Genomic DNA, 13,898 nt, shown 5'->3' with positions numbered 1-13,898 from the left:
GAGGGGCGGCATGACGGCGCTGCGGCTCGTCCTCAGCCTGGCCGTGGTCTGCGTGGGCGGCGGGCTCGGGGCGGTCGCCCGCTGGGGCGTGCAGACCGCCGGCACCCGCATGATCGCCGCCCGCGGCATCGAGAACGGGGAGCGGCTCGTGCCCTGGCTGACCTTCCTGGTCAACGTCGCGGCCTGCTTCCTGCTCGGCATCGTCGTGGCGCGGCTCGGCTCCGCCACCGGTGCGGGCGGCGTGTTCTACGTCTTGCTCGGCGGCGGCTTCTGCGGCGGGCTCTCCACGCTCTCCACCGCCGCGCACGACATCGTCGTGCTCGCCCGCCGCGGCGCCTACTCGATCGCGCTGGCCTACCTGATGCTCAGCGTCGGCACCGGCATGGGCGCCCTCTGGGTGGGACTGGTGATCGCCTCATGACGCCGCGCCGCACCCTCCTCGCCCTCCTGCCCGCCCTCGCGGTGCTGAGCCTGCTCGCCGTGCTCGCGGCCGACGCCGCCGGCGGCGACAACCTCGTCTTGCTGGATGCGGGCCCCGTCGCCCGGATCGGCGCCCCGGTCGCCGCGACCCTCGCCGACCTCGCCGCCGCACTGACCCTCGGCGGCGCCGTGGTCGCCGGCTGGCTCCTGCGCGAGGAGGCCGACCGCACCCGCGCCCTCGGCATCGTCGCGGGCGCCGCCGCGGCCACCACCCTCGCCCGCGGCGCCTCCCTCGCCTTCTCGTACGCGATCGCGACCGGGCGACCCGTCGGCTCGCCGCGCTTCGGCTCCGACCTCGGGGTGTTCCTCGCGACGGAGCTCGGCGTCTGGCTCCTGTGCGGGCCGCTGGCCGCCGCGGCGACCACCACCGTCGCCGTGCTCGGCACCTCCGCCTCTCTCGCCCGCGCCGTCGCGGTCCTCTCCTCCGTCGTCGCCTTCTCCGCCGCGATGACCGGGCACGCCGCGGGCGACGAGACCCACGAGATCGCCACCTCCACGATGCTCGTGCACCTGCTGGCGGTGGGGATCTGGCTGGGCGGCCTCGCCGTGCTTGCAGGTGCTCACCGATCGCGGCCGCGACGACGTGCGCGTCGCGCGCGGCTACTCCCATCTCGCGCTGATCTGCTGGATCGCCCTGGCGCTGAGCGGGGTGCTCGCGCTCGTGGTGCGTATGAACACCCCCGCGGAGCTCCTCACCAGCGCGTACGTGCAGATCGGGCTCGGCAAGGCCGTGGTGCTCGCTGCTCCTGGGCCTGCTCGGCGCGCTCCAGCGCCGCCAGCTCGCCACCGGGCTCGGCACGGACGCCGAGGGGCGCCGGGCGCTGGGGACCTACCGGCGCCTCGCCCTGCTCGAGCTGGCGCTGATGGGGCTCGCCGTCGCGCTCGCCGCGGCGATGAGCTCCTCCCCGCCGCCCGCGGAGGAGGGCACCCCGCCGGCGGGCACCGCCGGCACGCTCACCGGCTACCCCCTGCCTCCCGCCCCGGACCTCGTCACCGTGCTCGGGCAGTGGCGCCCGGACCCCTTCGGGGCGGCGCTCGCCTGCGTCCTGCTTGCTGCTGTGGTGGAGGCCGAGCGCCCCGCCGCGTCCGCGTGGACGCGACCTGCGCCTCCTGCTCGGGGCCGCCGCGCTCGTCGCCGCTGACCTCGGGCCCTCTGAACGTGTACGGCAAGGTGCTCGTCTCCGCCCACGTCCTCCAGCACGTGCTGCTGCTCGTGCCCGCCGGGGTGTTGCTGGGTCGCGCGATGACGATCCCGCCGCGTCTGCGCACCCTGCTGGAGGGGCGCTGGCCGCTCGCGGCGGCGCTCGCCGCGGCCGGGCCGCTGCTGCTCGCCGCCTGCTACATCAGCCCGCCGCTGCTCCGCGCCGCCCTGGACAGCCACGCCGCCCATCTCGCGCTGCAGCCGCTGGCTCTCGCCGCCGGTGCGCTGATCGCGCTCGCCGTGAGGCTCGCGCCCGCGCCGCGTCGGGCCTGGGTCGCGGCGGTCCCGCTGCTGCTGGGCGGCGCCGGGGGATCGCGCCGCGCGGCTGGGAGAGGCCGCTGGCGGCGAGCTGGTTCGGCGCGACCGGCCGCACCTGGCGGGCCGACGCGCTCGCCGATCAGCAGTCCGCGGGCACGCTCGTGCTCGTCGTCGTGGTGCTCATCGCGCTCGTGGCCGGCGTGGCGGCGCTGCGGAACCGCGGGCGCCGCGGCTGACCGCACGAGGAAGGGGCCCGCGCCGGCGCGCGGGCCCCTTCGTCGGAGCGTGCGGCGGGGCGTCGACCCCCGGGGACTGCTCAGCCGAAGAGGCGCGCACCGAACGGAGCCGCGCGAGCTGGGTCTCGCGGTCCACGGCGGGGACCAGGCTCTCCTCGGCGCCGGCGCCGGAGGGGACCTCGCGCGGGGTGACGCGGCGGGTGCCGACGGCGGTCTCGAGCCGGCCGCGCAGACCGCCGGAGGCGGGGGCGGGACGGGCCGGGATCGCGGCCTCGGCGCCGCGGCGCACGCGACGGAACTGCTCGAGCGCGGGGGAGGTGCCGCCGTCACGGGTCGCGGCGAGCATGTAGGCGGCGATGTCGGCCTGCTCGACGAGGAGCGGCGACGACGCCGCCGGAGACCCGCTGCTGGCCCAGGATCACGAGGTCGTCGCGGCCGCGGGCGAAGGCGCCGAGGAAGAGGTCGCTCTCGCCGCTCGCGGTGCGGGGCACGAGGTCCGCGGGGAGGTGGTCGGCCCCCGTCTCGTAGCCGGTGGCCAGCACGATCAGGTCCGCGCGGTAGGTGTCGGTGCCGAAGGCGTCGCGGCCGCGGGCGTGCGTGACCACGCCCTCGGCGTCGACGCCCTGGACGTCGCCGGCGGGGGTGATGCGCCCCTCGCGGACCCGCTGCAGCAGGTCGTCGGAGACGATCACGCGGTCCTCGAGCAGGGGCGCGCCGGGCGGGGCAGACCGGCCTCGACCGGGTCGCCGACGGTGCGTCGCACCACGGTCTCCGCGATCCTCGCGTTCAGCCCGCCGAGCATCGCGGGCTCGCGCGCGGAGGCGACGTCGCCGGGGATCCCGGCGATGCGGCGCGGCACCACCCAGTGGCCGGTGCGCATCGACCAGCGCACCTCGAGCGCGCGACGGGCGGCGTCGACCGCGATGTCCGCGGCGGACTGGCCCGAGCCGACGACCAGCACCCGCCTGCCCTCGAGACCGTCGGCGCCGGTCCACTCCGAGGAGTGCACGACCTGCACCGTGCTCGGGACGTCGGCGGCCCAGTCGGGGCGGTGGGGGCGCTGCGAGATGCCGTGCGCGGAGATCACTGCGCGGTAGATCCCGATCTCGCCGGTGGAGAGCTCCACCTCCCACACGCCCTCCCCGAAGGGGCGTGCGGCGCGCACGGCGGTGCGCGGGCGGAAGTGGTCGGTGATCCCGTGGCGGGAGGCGTAGGCGCGCAGGTACTTCGCCATGTGCGCGGGGGTGGGGAACTCGGGGAAGGAGACCGGCCGCAGGAGGTCCTCGTACTGGGTCTGCTCGCGCGAGGAGATCATCTCCATCGTCGGCCAGATCGGGGAGTCCTCCCGCTCGGGGTCCCAGATGCCGCCGACGTGGTCGGCGCGGTCCACGATGTCGAAGGGCACCTCGAGCGCCTTCAGCGACGCCGCGGCGGCGAGTCCGGCGGGGCCGGCGCCGATGATCAGCACCTTCTCACGGGTGGGGATCTGGTCGTGGAGCTCGGGCATCGAAAGGAGCCTTCTTCCGGGTGGACGGCCTGCTGACGCTCGCCATCCTAGTCTCCGCGCGGGGGCGGTTCAGGCGACCGCGGTGATCACCGCGGAGACGCCGAGCGTCGTGATGATCGTCGTCATGAGATAGGCCAGGACCACCTGGTGGCACACCAGGCGACGTGCGGTGGCCGTGAGCGGGCCGAGGTCCGCGGCGCCCGCGGAGGCCTGGATCTGCACCGCGCCGCGGAGATCAGCCGGCAATCCGGCCCGCGAGCTCGCGCGCGAGCGAGCAGCGCGCCCGGCGACCCGTCGGGCGCGGGGCTCACGGAGCGGCGACGGTCCTGCAGCGAGGCCGTCACCTCGTCATGGATCGGGCCCGGGCCGGTGAGCACGGAGCCGGCGAGCACGACGGGCGACACCGCCTCCGGATCCAGCGCCTGAACCGTGTCCAGCACGTGCTCGATCACGGCGGAGAGGATGCCGTGGGCGACCGGGTCCTCCCGCACCCGGGCGGACAGCGGGGCGAAGCGTCCCAGCGCCGCCGGCGCCCCGGCGGGCAGGTGCTCGTCGAGCGCGCGGATCAGGTCCTGGCGCGGGTCGCCGGTGGGCGAGGGCGGGCGGAGCCCCTCGCGCAGGTCCAGGCCCAGCGCGGCGCCGACCTCCTCGGTCAGCAGGGTGCGGGGGCCGCGTCCGTCGAGGTCCGCGGCGACCGCCTCGAGGGTGCGCCGCCCCAGCCACACCGCGGAGCCGACATCGCCCAGCGACCAGCCCATCCCGTCGCGGCGGGCGATCGCCTCGCGGTCGCGGAAGCGGACCGCGACCGCGCCGGTCCCGGCGAGCACCAGCAGGCCGTCGTCGCCCACCCCTCCGGAGAGGAAGGCGGTGTGCAGGTCGTCGGTGACCAGGAGGCGCTCGGCGGGGATCCCGAGCGGGCCGAGGCGCTCGCCGACCGCGGCGCGGACCTCCGCCGCACGCGCCGGCCCCGCCCCGGAGATCCCGAGCGCGACCGCCGCGACCTCGGCCGGGTCGTCGGCGAGCGGGCCGGCCGGACCGTCGGAGGTGTCGTCGTCGGCGCCCGCGTCGGCGGTGCGCGCGCGTGCCGCGTCTGCTCGAGCACCTCGGCGATCGTGGCCGCGAGCGTGTCGAAGGCCGCCGGTCCCGAGGAGCGGAGGTTCGCTCCCGGCCCCTCGGCCTGCGCGAGGAGCCCGCCGTCCACCGACGCGGCGACCAGCCGCGAACGCGTCCCCCCGACATCCCCGGCGAGCACCAGGTGCTGGCGCATACGGCTCCCTCCTCCAGCGTTCCCCGTCGAGCGTCCCCACATCGTAGGGCCCGCCCCGCCTGTCCTACGCTGTCCCGTGCGACGCCCACCGATCATTGGAGACCACGTGAGCAACCCCCGCAGGGACCCGAGCGACCTCGACGTCGACCTGGTGGGGCTCGCCTCGCCCACCGAGGAGCGCAATCCCGCCAGCGCCGAGCTGGACACCCTCGACGCCCGCGGGATGGTCGACGTGATCCTCGGCGAGGACGCGACCGTCGCCGCGGCGGTCCAGGCGCGGTCCGCCGAGATCGCCGCGCTGGTGGAGACGTGCGTGGCGGCGATCGCGGACGGCGGCACCGTCCACTACCTCGGGGCCGGGACCTCGGGCCGGCTCGCGGTGCTCGACGCGGTCGAGCTCGCCCCGACCTTCGACGCCGACGAGTCGATGGTCACCGCCCACCTCGCGGGCGGGCCCGGCGCCTTCCTCACCGCGGTCGAGGGCGCCGAGGACTCCGCCGCGCAGGGCGCGCGGCTGGTGCGCGAGCAGTGCCGCGAGGGCGATGTGGTGATCGGCCTCGCCGCGAGCGGCCGCACCCCCTTCGTGGCCGGTGCGCTCGAGGCCGCCCGCGCCGCAGGGATGCCCACCGCGCTGATCTCCGCGAACCCCGCCGCGCCGCTCGCCCCGCTCGCGGACCATGCGATCCTCCTCGACGTCGGCCCCGAGGTGGTCACCGGCTCCACCCGCATGAAGGCCGGGACGGCGCAGAAGCTCACCCTCAACGCCCTCTCCACCGCGACGATGGTCCGGCTCGGGACCACCTTCGGCAACCTGATGATCCAGGTGCGCCCCACCAACGAGAAGCTCGTCGCCCGCACCGTGCGGATGCTCGTCCAGGCCAGCGGCGCCGATCCCGAGGACGCGGCACGGGTGCTCGAGGCCGCGGGCGGCGGCGTGCGCGTCGCGCTGGTCGCGCCGCTGTCCGGGACCGATGCGCGGGCGTCGGCCGCCGCGCTCGAGGACTTCCCCCGGGACCCCCGCCGGATCGGCGACCCCGCCGGGATCCGCTCCGCCGTCGCGGCGCTGGGCGGGTAATTCGCTCGATGCCGCCGGGGCGCGGCCCCTACGGTGGCGACCATGCGTGTGTGATCAGCCCCGCGCCCGCCGTCCCTCCGCGCCGAGGAGCTGATCCATGCCCTCCATACCCCGTGTCGCGACCCGGCTCGAGACCGCGCTCGCGGACTGGGGCGGGACCGTGCTGATCGCCTACCACGACCGCTGGCCGCGCCGCCGCTGGGACGGGGAGCCGCTCGAGCTCGGCGACACAGACGTTCACAGTCCTCGCCCCGCCGGCGCGCGGTGGACAGGCTGAGCGCAACCCCCGACGCCCAGGAGGAGCGCAGTCATGACGCACCAGCCCCAGAAGTTCGAGACCCTCGCCGTCCACGCCGGCCAGACCCCCGACACCGACGCGGGCTCGCGCGCCCTGCCCATCCACCAGACGACCAGCTTCGTCTTCCCCTCGGCGCAGTCCGCCGCGGACCGCTTCGCGCTGGCCGAGGCCGCCCCGATCTACACCCGCATCACCAACCCCACCCAGGCCGCGGTCGAGGACCGCATCGCCGCGCTCGAGGGCGGCGCGGCCGGGCTCCTGCTCGCCTCCGGGCAGAGCGCCATCACGCTGTCGATCCTGAACCTCGCCGGGGCCGGCGACTCGATCGCCGTCTCCCCGAGCCTGTACGGCGGCTCCTTCAACCTCTTCAAGCACACCCTCACCCGCCTCGGCATCACCCCGCAGTGGGTCGGGGACCCGACCGATCCCGCCTCCTGGCGCGCCGCCGCGGACGGGACCACCCGCGCCTTCTTCGTGGAGTCGATCCCGAACCCGCAGCAGGACATCCCGGACCTGCGCGCCCTCGCCGACGTCGCCCACGAGGTCGGCGTCCCGCTGATCGTCGACAACACCGTCGCGACCCCGTACCTGCTGCGCCCTCTCGAGCACGGCGCGGACGTGGTCGTCCACTCGGCGACCAAGTTCCTCGGCGGGCACGGCACCTCGATCGCCGGCGCGATCGTGGACGGCGGCGACTTCGACTTCACCGCCCACGCCGAGAAGTACCCCCAGTTCACCGAGCCCGACGAGTCCTACAACGGCCTCGTCTTCGCCGGCGTGCCCGGCCCCTTCGCGACCCGCGCCCGCACCAACCTGCTTGCGCGACCTGGGCCCGGCCGTCTCCCCGTTCAACGCCTTCCTCATCGGGCAGGGCCTGGAGACGCCGCCGCTGCGGATGGAGCGCCACCTGGAGAACACCCGCCGCGTCGCCGACTTCCTCGAGGCCGACGAGCGGGTGGGCACGGTCACCTGGGCCTCCCTGCCCTCCTCCCCGCACCACGAGCGGGCACAGCGCTATCTCCCGCAGGGCTCCGGCGGCGTGCTCGGCTTCGAGCGCCCGGCGGCCTCGAGGCCGGGCGCCGCTTCGTCGACGCCCTCACCCTCCACTCGCACGTGGCGAACATCGGCGACGTGCGCGCGCCTCGTCATCCACCCCGCCTCGACCACCCACTCGCAGCTGACCGAGGAGGAGCCGCGCGCCGCCGGCGTCGCCCCCGGCTTCGTGCGCCTCTCCGTGGGCATCGAGCACATCGACGACATCCTCGCCGACCTGGAGCAGGGGCTCGCGGCGGTGTCGGCCTGAGCGGCCGCTCCGCGGGCGGGAGCTCGCTGGACGCCGGGGCCGCGGTGATCGTTAGGCTGGGCCCATGAGCGATGCGAGCGACCCCGGCGCCCTCCTGGCACCCTCCCCGCTGGAGACGTGGCCGCCCGCGTGGTCCCCGGCCGCCGTGGTGATGGACTGCGACGGACTGCTGGTGGACACCGAGGGGCGCTGGCTCGCGCCGCAGGAGGACTATCTCGCCGACCACGGCGCCTCCCTCGCCCCGGAGGTGCGCCGCGCCCTGACCGGCCGGCCGATCGAGGTCGTGGTCACCACGATCGCCGAGGCCATCGGCAAGGACCCGCACCGCGCCGGGGCGGAGCTGATGGCCGCCCACCAGGAGCGCCTGGAGGAGCCGCTCGTGCCGCTGCCCGGGGTGGTCAGGACCGTCCGGGCGGTCGCCGCGGTGCGCCCCGTCGCCGTCGCCTCGAACTCTCCCCGGGACCTGCTCGAGCGGACCCTCGACGCGCTCGGCCTCACGGGCGCCTTCGACGCCCGGGTCTCCCTCGACGACGTCGCCGCCGGGAAGCCGGCCCCCGACCTCTACCTCGCCGCCGCTGCGGCGCTCGGCGCCGACCCCGCCGACTGCCTGGCGCTGGAGGACTCGGAGACCGGCGCCCGGGCCGCCCTCGCCGCCGGGATGCGGCTCATCGCGGTGCCGTCGATCCCCGGGCAGGACCCCGTCGCGCCGCGCCGGCTCGACTCCCTCGAGGACCCCGTCCTCGCCGACTGGATCTCGAGCTGGGAGGCCCGCCGGTGAGCACCTCGCCCGACCGCTTCGCCCGCGCCTTCGGCGACTGGACCCCGCGCGCCGTCGTCTTCGACTGCGACGGCCTCTTGCTGGACACCGAGTCGGTGTGGCGGCGCGCCCAGGACACGGTCGTCGCCGCACGCGGCGCGGTCCTGGCCCCCGAGGACGACGCCGTCGCCGCACGGCTCGACGATCGAGGTCGCCGCCGAGCTGATCGCCCGCCGCTCCGGCCACACCGTGGAAGAGGTCCTCGCCGACCTGCACCGCGAGTTCGACCACGAGCTCTCCGGCGGGGTGCGCACCCTGCCCGGCGCGGCCGAGGTGCTTGCGGGCGGCGGCGGCCCGGGTGCCGCTGGGTGCGCGCCTCGAACTCCTGGCTCGAGGCGCTGGACCACAAGCTCGTCGCCGGCGGCCTGCGGGAGCACTTCACCGTCCTGGAGGCCTCGGACACCGTCGAGAACCCCAAGCCGGCCCCCGACATGTACGCCGCGGCGGCCCGCGCCCTGGGCCAGCGGCCCGAGGACTGTCTGGCCCTGGAGGACTCCGGGACCGGTGCCCGCGCCGCCCGCGACGCGGGGTCGCGTCTCATCGCGGTCCCCGCGCCCGGGCACCCCGTCCCGCCCGCGGACCTCGCCCTCACCTCCCTCACCGATCCCGAGCTCGCGGCCTGGATCGCGACCTGGTGACCCGGGAGGCGAGCCCGCGCGGATGTCCGCGCATGTCACTCGAGTTGGCCCCCGGGCGCAGATCCGGTGTTCACTGGACCCCATGACCACTTCGTCGGACCCCTCCGCGCCCCTGACCTCCCGCGCCCACGGCTCGCCGGCTGCGCGGCCGCGGCTGGCTGAACACCGGCGGCGCCGAGCTGGACCTCGAGACGCGCGCGGGAAGATCGTGCTTGCTGGACTTCTGGACGTTCTGCTGCGTGAACTGTCTGCACGTCCTGGACGAGCCGCGCCCCCTCGAGGAGAAGTGGGCCGATGAGCTCGTCGTCATCGGCGTGCACTCCCCGAAGTTCGAGTTCGAGAAGGACCCCGAGGCGGCGCAGGCCAACATCGAGCGCTACGAGGTCTCCCACCCCGTGATCGACGATCCGGAGCTGGAGACCTGGAGCGCCTACGGCGCCCGCGCCTGGCCCACCCTGATGGTCCTGGACACCCACGGCCGGATCGCCGGCAACCTCTCCGGCGAGGGCCATGCCGCGAACCTCGACCGCCTGGTCGCCGAGCTCGTCGCCGAGGGCGAGGCCGACGGCTCGCTGCGCCGCGGGCCCGCGCCGACCGTCCTCGCCGAGCGGTCCGAGCAGACCCTCCGCTTCCCCTCGAAGCTCGCCGTCCTGCCCGACGGCCGGCTGGTGGTCTCCGACGCGGGTCAGCACCGCCTGGTCGTCTTCCAGGCCGACGGCGCGACGGTCGACGCGATCATCGGCACCGGGGAGCGCGGCCATGCCGACGGCGACGAGGACACCGCCCAGTTCGCCGAGCCCAACGGCGTCCTCGCCCTGCCCGCCGAGGTCGCCCAGGAGGTCGGCTACGACCTCCTGGTCGCCGACACAGCCGGGCACTGCCTGCGCGGCGTGAAGATCGGGCAGGACCGCCTGCTGCGCTCCCGCACCACGACCGAGGTCGTCACCGTCGCCGGCACCGGCGAGCAGTGGATGCAGGGCGAGCCGCGCCGCGCGCGGCGAGGGCGATGCCCGCACCTACAGCCTCTCCACCCCCTGGGACCTCACCTGGAGCCACTCCCTGAACCGCGCCGTGATCGCGATGGCCGGGATCCACCAGCTGTGGACCTACGACCCCGTCACCGGCGCCCTGCTGGTCCTCGCGGGCACCACCCAGGAGGGCCTCGTCGACGGCCCCGCCGTCACCTCCTGGTGGGCGCGCCCCTCGGGCCTCGACGAGATGCCCGACGGCCGGATCGTGATCGCGGACTCCGAGTCCTCCGCGGTGCGGCTCCTGGACCCGCAGACCATGCAGGTCAGCACCCTGGTGGGCAAGGGCCTGTTCGACTTCGGCCATGTGGACGGACCGCTCGACCGGGCCCGTCTCCAGCACCCGCTCGGCGTGACCGCCCTGCCCGACGGGCGCATCGCGATCGCCGACACCTACAACGGCGCGATCCGCCTCCTGGACGAGGAGACCGGCGAGGTCGTCACCGTCGCGACCGACCTCAAGGAGCCCTCCGACGCGATCGTCGGCCCGCCCGTGGACGGGATCGGCCAGCTGATCGTCGTCGAGTCCGGCGCGCACCGCATCACCTGGGTGCCTGTCGCGAAGGCCGCTGAGCGCGTGATCGACGAGGGCGCCCAGCGCTCCGAGCGGCCCGCGACCGAGGTGGGTCCCGGCCCGCTCACCGTGCGCGTGCTGTTCACGCCGCCGCCCGGGCACAAGCTCGACGACTCCCTCGGACCGTCCACGCAGGTCACGATCGCGACCACCCCCACCTCGATGCTGAAGGCCGGGGGAGGGGTGGACACCGCGCTCGAGCGCACCGTCACCCTCGACCCCGCGTACACCGAGGGCGTCCTCCACGTCAGCGCCCGCGCCGCCTCCTGCGACGCGGACCCGGCCGTGGAGTTCCCCGCCTGCCACATGCACCAGCAGGACTGGGGGGTACCGATCCGAGTCGTCGAGGGCGGCCTGGATCATCTGGACCTCTCCCTGCTCGCCTGACCTCTGACGCCGACAGAAGCTGAAGCCGACCCGTGGATCTGATCACGCAATTCCCCCTCGGCGACGATCTCGCCGTCACCCTGCTCGTCCTCGGCCTTCTGGCCGTGGCCGCGCTCGTCGCCGGGGCGGTCGTGCCCACCCGGCCGCGGCGCGACGAGGACAGCGCCGAGGTGGACCCGACGCTCGGACGGCGGCTCGGCGCGCCGCCGCTGTCCTCCGCCTCGATCCTGCTGTGGGTGGGGCGCCGCTCGCCGTGGTGGTGTACCTGGCCCCCGGCGGGACCGACGACCGCATCCTGCGCTCGGCGATGCTTGCTGGTCGGGCTCGCGCTCGGCCCGCTCGCGGCCTGGCGGGGCCTGGCGATCCAGCTCGCGGCGCTCGGCGTCGATCCCGAGCGGCGCGGGGCGATGCTCCCGCGTCTGGGGGCGCTCACGGTCGCCGGCGCGCTCGCGCTCGCCGCGGCGCCCGTGGTGATCGCGGTGTGGTTCCTGCAGACCACGGCCGGGCCGGCGCTCATCGCCCTCGCCGCGGGCGCCGCGATCTCCGCCCTCGTGGTGCGGGCCAGCGCGGCCCCGGTCGAGGCGGGCGCGGCCGCGGCCGCGGTGCTGGTCGGCACCGACGAGCACGAGCTCGACGTCGACGACGAGGACAACCTCGGCGGCCCCCACCTGCGCAAGCGCCCGCATGGTGCGCCGCGGCGGGGCCCTCGGCGCCGACCTCGTCGCCGTCGCGACCGCCGGCGCCGCCCTCGGCGTCGCGCTCGGCGTGCCCGTCCTCGCGGCCGAGGGCTTCGTCGTCACGGCTGCTGGCGCTGGGCACCGCGCCGCTCGCCGCGGGCGTCTCCGCCGTCGTCCCCCATGCGGGCCGCGAGGGCCACGAGCGCGGTGCGCTGCGCAGCTGGGCGGGCTGATCCCCTCCGTGCTCGGCGCCGCCGGCGCGGTCGCCGCTGCGGCGCTGTGGATCCCCTCGCAGTACAAGGACCTCCGCTTCGAGGACGTAGGGCTCGAGAACTTCACCGATCCCGCGATCACCGGCGGCACCGACACGCCGCGCGAGCGACTCGAGCCGCAGATCGAGGAGCTCGGCGGCGACCTGAGCCAGTTCATCTCCCAGACGGACGACTCGCAGTACGCCTCCGCCTTCCTCGACATGCTCGCCCTCTATGGCATCACCCCGAACGTCGTGGTCGCCGCGGCGCTGGGCCTCGGTGCCCTCGCCGCGCTCGCGACGGTGCTCGCTGCTGGGCGGCACCGGCCATCGCCTGGGCGGCTCCGTCGCCGCGCGCCGCCCGCACCTCCCGCACCGGCGGGGCGCTCGGCCTCACCGCGGGCCTGGGCTCCTCGGCGCTGACCGCCGCCGGGGCGCTCGCCCTCGTGGTCCTCATCGCCGCCGTGCTCTCCGTGCTCGCCGCCGGTGTGCCCTCCCTCGCCCTGGCCCTCGCGGTCCACGCCGGCCTCGGCGCGCTGATCGTGGTCGCCGGCCATGCGGGGCCGCCGCTGGCCTCCACGCCGCTGGACCGCGCCGGGGCGGAGAGCGGCTCGCGCCGCGCCGCGGGCGGCATCGCGACCGGTCCGCTCGGCGCGCTGCTGCTCGCCGCGGTGCTGATCGGCCTCGGCGCACTCGGCCCCGTCGTCTCCGCGCTGCGCTCGCCCCGCGCGCCGCGACCGTGTGGGAGGACCGGGCCCTGCACCTGGCGACCCCCGCCTCGCTCACCCTGCTCGGCGGCGTCGCCCTCGGCGTCGTGACCGTCCTGCTGATGACCTCCTCGCTCCTGGACGGCGCCCGCCGGCTCGGCGCGAACGCGGTCGTGGAGACCCGCGCGGCGATGCTCGAGGGCCGTGACGGCGCGGAACTGCCCGAGTCGCCCGAGATGGTGCGCCGGGCCGCGCTGACCCCCGTGGTCGTCGCGGTGCTCGCCCCTGTGGTGGCCGGCTTCGGGCTCGGCCCGGCCGCGCCGCCGGGCCTCGTCGTCGGCGTGGTGCTGACCGCGGCGGGCCTGGGGCTGTGGACCCTCGGCTCCGCCTCGACCCTTGCCGGCGCCTCCGCGGTGATCGGCTCCGGCCGCTACGGCGGCCCCGGCTCCTGGGGGCACTCCGGCGCGCTCGGCGGGGCGGTGCTCACCGGCATCCTGCGCTCCGTGATCGGCTCGGTGGCGCCGCCGCTGGCGCTGACCGCCTCGCTGCTCTCCGCGCTCGCGGTGAGCGCCGTGGTGGGGATGAGCACCGACGGCACCAGTGCCTATCTCCGCTGGGGCATCGCCGTGGTCGCGATCATCATCGCGCTGACCTGCTGGGTCATCACCGCCACCGCGCCCGAGGTGGACCTCGAGGACGAGCACGAGGAGCTGTCCCGCCCGCTCTTCTCCCGCACCGCGGAGGAGACCCCGGAGGACTCCCTCGACGCGATGGACTGGGAGGTCGACGAGGAGGACCGCCACGAGGCCACCGTCACCGCCCGGCCCACCCGCACGAAGCGCAGGGGCAGGGGCTGAGGCGTCGGCGCGCTCAGACGGTCGCGCCGAGCCCCTGCGGCACGAAGCGCTCGAGCGCCTCGCGCGGGTAGCGCTTCGCGGAGGAGCCGACGAGCAGGCCGTTGATGATCCGGACGGTGCCGGTCACGTCGAGGTCGGCGGAGAAGTCGCCCGCCGCGATCCCGGCCTCCACGATCGTGCTGAGCACCTCCTCGATCAGCACCACGTGCTCGCGCATCCGCGCGGCCGCGTCGGGGGTGAGGGCGGCCCGGCCCGCGGCCTGCGGGACGTGGAAGGAGACGGTGAGCTCCAGCTGGGTGCGCACGTAGGCGATGACCGCCTCGCGCGGGGTCGCCGAG

The 13,898-nt window shown here is 76.0% G+C and carries 17 protein-coding genes and 2 pseudogenes; 14 read left to right on the top strand and 5 right to left on the bottom strand.

All coding sequences use genetic code 11. The annotated features are described in order from the left end of the window. Positions 1 to 10: 10 nt before the first annotated feature. From WKH84_RS09715 to WKH84_RS09700, 4 genes and pseudogenes are all read left to right on the top strand, one after another. The gene (locus WKH84_RS09715; protein WP_341856832.1) at positions 11 to 421 is read left to right on the top strand and encodes a CrcB family protein; all 411 of its coding nucleotides are present in this window, start codon (positions 11 to 13) and stop codon (positions 419 to 421) included. After that, on the top strand, positions 418 to 1,344 hold the full coding sequence (locus tag WKH84_RS09710; protein ID WP_341857083.1) for a hypothetical protein: 927 nt from the start codon (positions 418 to 420) through the stop codon (positions 1,342 to 1,344). The genes WKH84_RS09715 and WKH84_RS09710 overlap by 4 nt, the downstream gene beginning before the upstream one ends. Then, entirely contained in the window at positions 1,344 to 1,622 is a 279-nt protein-coding gene (locus tag WKH84_RS09705; protein WP_341856484.1) for a hypothetical protein, read from the top strand. Before WKH84_RS09710 ends, WKH84_RS09705 begins: the two co-directional genes overlap by 1 nt. After that, a pseudogene (locus tag WKH84_RS09700) lies at positions 1,571 to 1,888 on the top strand (cytochrome c oxidase assembly protein); the annotation flags it as partial. The gene WKH84_RS09705 and the pseudogene WKH84_RS09700, both read left to right, overlap by 52 nt. Positions 1,889 to 2,119: 231 nt before the next feature. Here WKH84_RS09700 and WKH84_RS09695 read toward each other — a convergent pair. The 4 genes from WKH84_RS09695 to WKH84_RS09680 all read right to left on the bottom strand — a co-directional run bounded on the left by WKH84_RS09695 (position 2,120) and on the right by WKH84_RS09680 (position 4,989). Beyond that, positions 2,120 to 2,521, bottom strand: coding sequence for a hypothetical protein (locus WKH84_RS09695; RefSeq protein ID WP_341856483.1), 402 nt, complete (start codon positions 2,519 to 2,521; stop codon positions 2,120 to 2,122). Then, on the bottom strand, positions 2,502 to 2,867 hold the full coding sequence (locus tag WKH84_RS09690; protein WP_341856482.1) for a hypothetical protein: 366 nt from the start codon (positions 2,865 to 2,867) through the stop codon (positions 2,502 to 2,504). Before WKH84_RS09690 ends, WKH84_RS09695 begins: the two co-directional genes overlap by 20 nt. Further along, the gene (locus WKH84_RS09685) at positions 2,864 to 3,682 is read right to left on the bottom strand and encodes an NAD(P)-binding domain-containing protein (RefSeq protein WP_341856481.1); all 819 of its coding nucleotides are present in this window, start codon (positions 3,680 to 3,682) and stop codon (positions 2,864 to 2,866) included. The genes WKH84_RS09690 and WKH84_RS09685 overlap by 4 nt, the downstream gene beginning before the upstream one ends. A gap of 122 nt (positions 3,683 to 3,804) precedes the next feature. Next, positions 3,805 to 4,989 carry a BadF/BadG/BcrA/BcrD ATPase family protein gene (locus WKH84_RS09680; RefSeq protein WP_341856480.1) on the bottom strand — a complete coding sequence of 395 codons (1,185 nt, stop codon included), beginning with the start codon at positions 4,987 to 4,989 and terminating at the stop codon, positions 3,805 to 3,807. A 66-nt stretch (positions 4,990 to 5,055) separates the two neighbouring features. On the opposite strand from WKH84_RS09680, the gene WKH84_RS09675 reads away from it, so the two are divergent. The 10 genes and pseudogenes from WKH84_RS09675 (at position 5,056) to WKH84_RS09630 (ending at position 13,560) form a co-directional block, all read left to right on the top strand. Beyond that, complete coding sequence (locus tag WKH84_RS09675) at positions 5,056 to 6,024, top strand: N-acetylmuramic acid 6-phosphate etherase (RefSeq protein ID WP_341856479.1); 969 nt, start codon at positions 5,056 to 5,058, stop codon at positions 6,022 to 6,024. A 97-nt stretch (positions 6,025 to 6,121) separates the two neighbouring features. Beyond that, complete coding sequence (locus WKH84_RS09670; RefSeq protein WP_341856478.1) at positions 6,122 to 6,301, top strand: hypothetical protein; 180 nt, start codon at positions 6,122 to 6,124, stop codon at positions 6,299 to 6,301. A gap of 33 nt (positions 6,302 to 6,334) precedes the next feature. Then, positions 6,335 to 7,625: pseudogene (locus WKH84_RS09665) on the top strand (PLP-dependent transferase). A 64-nt stretch (positions 7,626 to 7,689) separates the two neighbouring features. Then, positions 7,690 to 8,403 (top strand): HAD family phosphatase, encoded by a 714-nt coding sequence (locus tag WKH84_RS09660; RefSeq protein WP_341856477.1) that lies wholly within the window; start codon positions 7,690 to 7,692, stop codon positions 8,401 to 8,403. Beyond that, complete coding sequence (locus WKH84_RS09655) at positions 8,400 to 9,080, top strand: HAD family phosphatase (RefSeq protein ID WP_341856476.1); 681 nt, start codon at positions 8,400 to 8,402, stop codon at positions 9,078 to 9,080. Before WKH84_RS09660 ends, WKH84_RS09655 begins: the two co-directional genes overlap by 4 nt. An 82-nt stretch (positions 9,081 to 9,162) precedes the next feature. Next, on the top strand, positions 9,163 to 9,378 hold the full coding sequence (locus WKH84_RS09650) for a hypothetical protein (protein ID WP_341856475.1): 216 nt from the start codon (positions 9,163 to 9,165) through the stop codon (positions 9,376 to 9,378). Beyond that, positions 9,320 to 10,681: a hypothetical protein gene (locus tag WKH84_RS09645; protein ID WP_341856474.1), complete on the top strand. Its 1,362-nt coding sequence runs from the start codon at positions 9,320 to 9,322 to the stop codon at positions 10,679 to 10,681. Before WKH84_RS09650 ends, WKH84_RS09645 begins: the two co-directional genes overlap by 59 nt. Beyond that, complete coding sequence (locus tag WKH84_RS09640) at positions 10,602 to 11,069, top strand: hypothetical protein (RefSeq protein ID WP_341856473.1); 468 nt, start codon at positions 10,602 to 10,604, stop codon at positions 11,067 to 11,069. Before WKH84_RS09645 ends, WKH84_RS09640 begins: the two co-directional genes overlap by 80 nt. Before the next feature lie 32 nt (positions 11,070 to 11,101). Further along, a complete protein-coding gene (locus WKH84_RS09635) occupies positions 11,102 to 12,814 on the top strand; it encodes a hypothetical protein (protein WP_341856472.1) in 1,713 nt (570 codons plus the stop codon). Then, positions 12,736 to 13,560, top strand: coding sequence for a hypothetical protein (locus tag WKH84_RS09630; protein ID WP_341856471.1), 825 nt, complete (start codon positions 12,736 to 12,738; stop codon positions 13,558 to 13,560). Before WKH84_RS09635 ends, WKH84_RS09630 begins: the two co-directional genes overlap by 79 nt. 13 nt (positions 13,561 to 13,573) lie before the next feature. Here the strand turns inward: WKH84_RS09630 and WKH84_RS09625 are convergent, their stop codons facing one another. After that, positions 13,574 to 13,864, bottom strand: coding sequence for a hypothetical protein (locus tag WKH84_RS09625; protein ID WP_341857082.1), 291 nt, complete (start codon positions 13,862 to 13,864; stop codon positions 13,574 to 13,576). Between the last annotated feature and the right edge of the window lie 34 nt (positions 13,865 to 13,898).

Source organism: Brachybacterium sp. GPGPB12, assembly GCF_038396325.1.
Taxonomy (GTDB): domain Bacteria; phylum Actinomycetota; class Actinomycetes; order Actinomycetales; family Dermabacteraceae; genus Brachybacterium; species Brachybacterium conglomeratum.
This window is presented reverse-complemented; position numbering and strand designations above follow the sequence as displayed.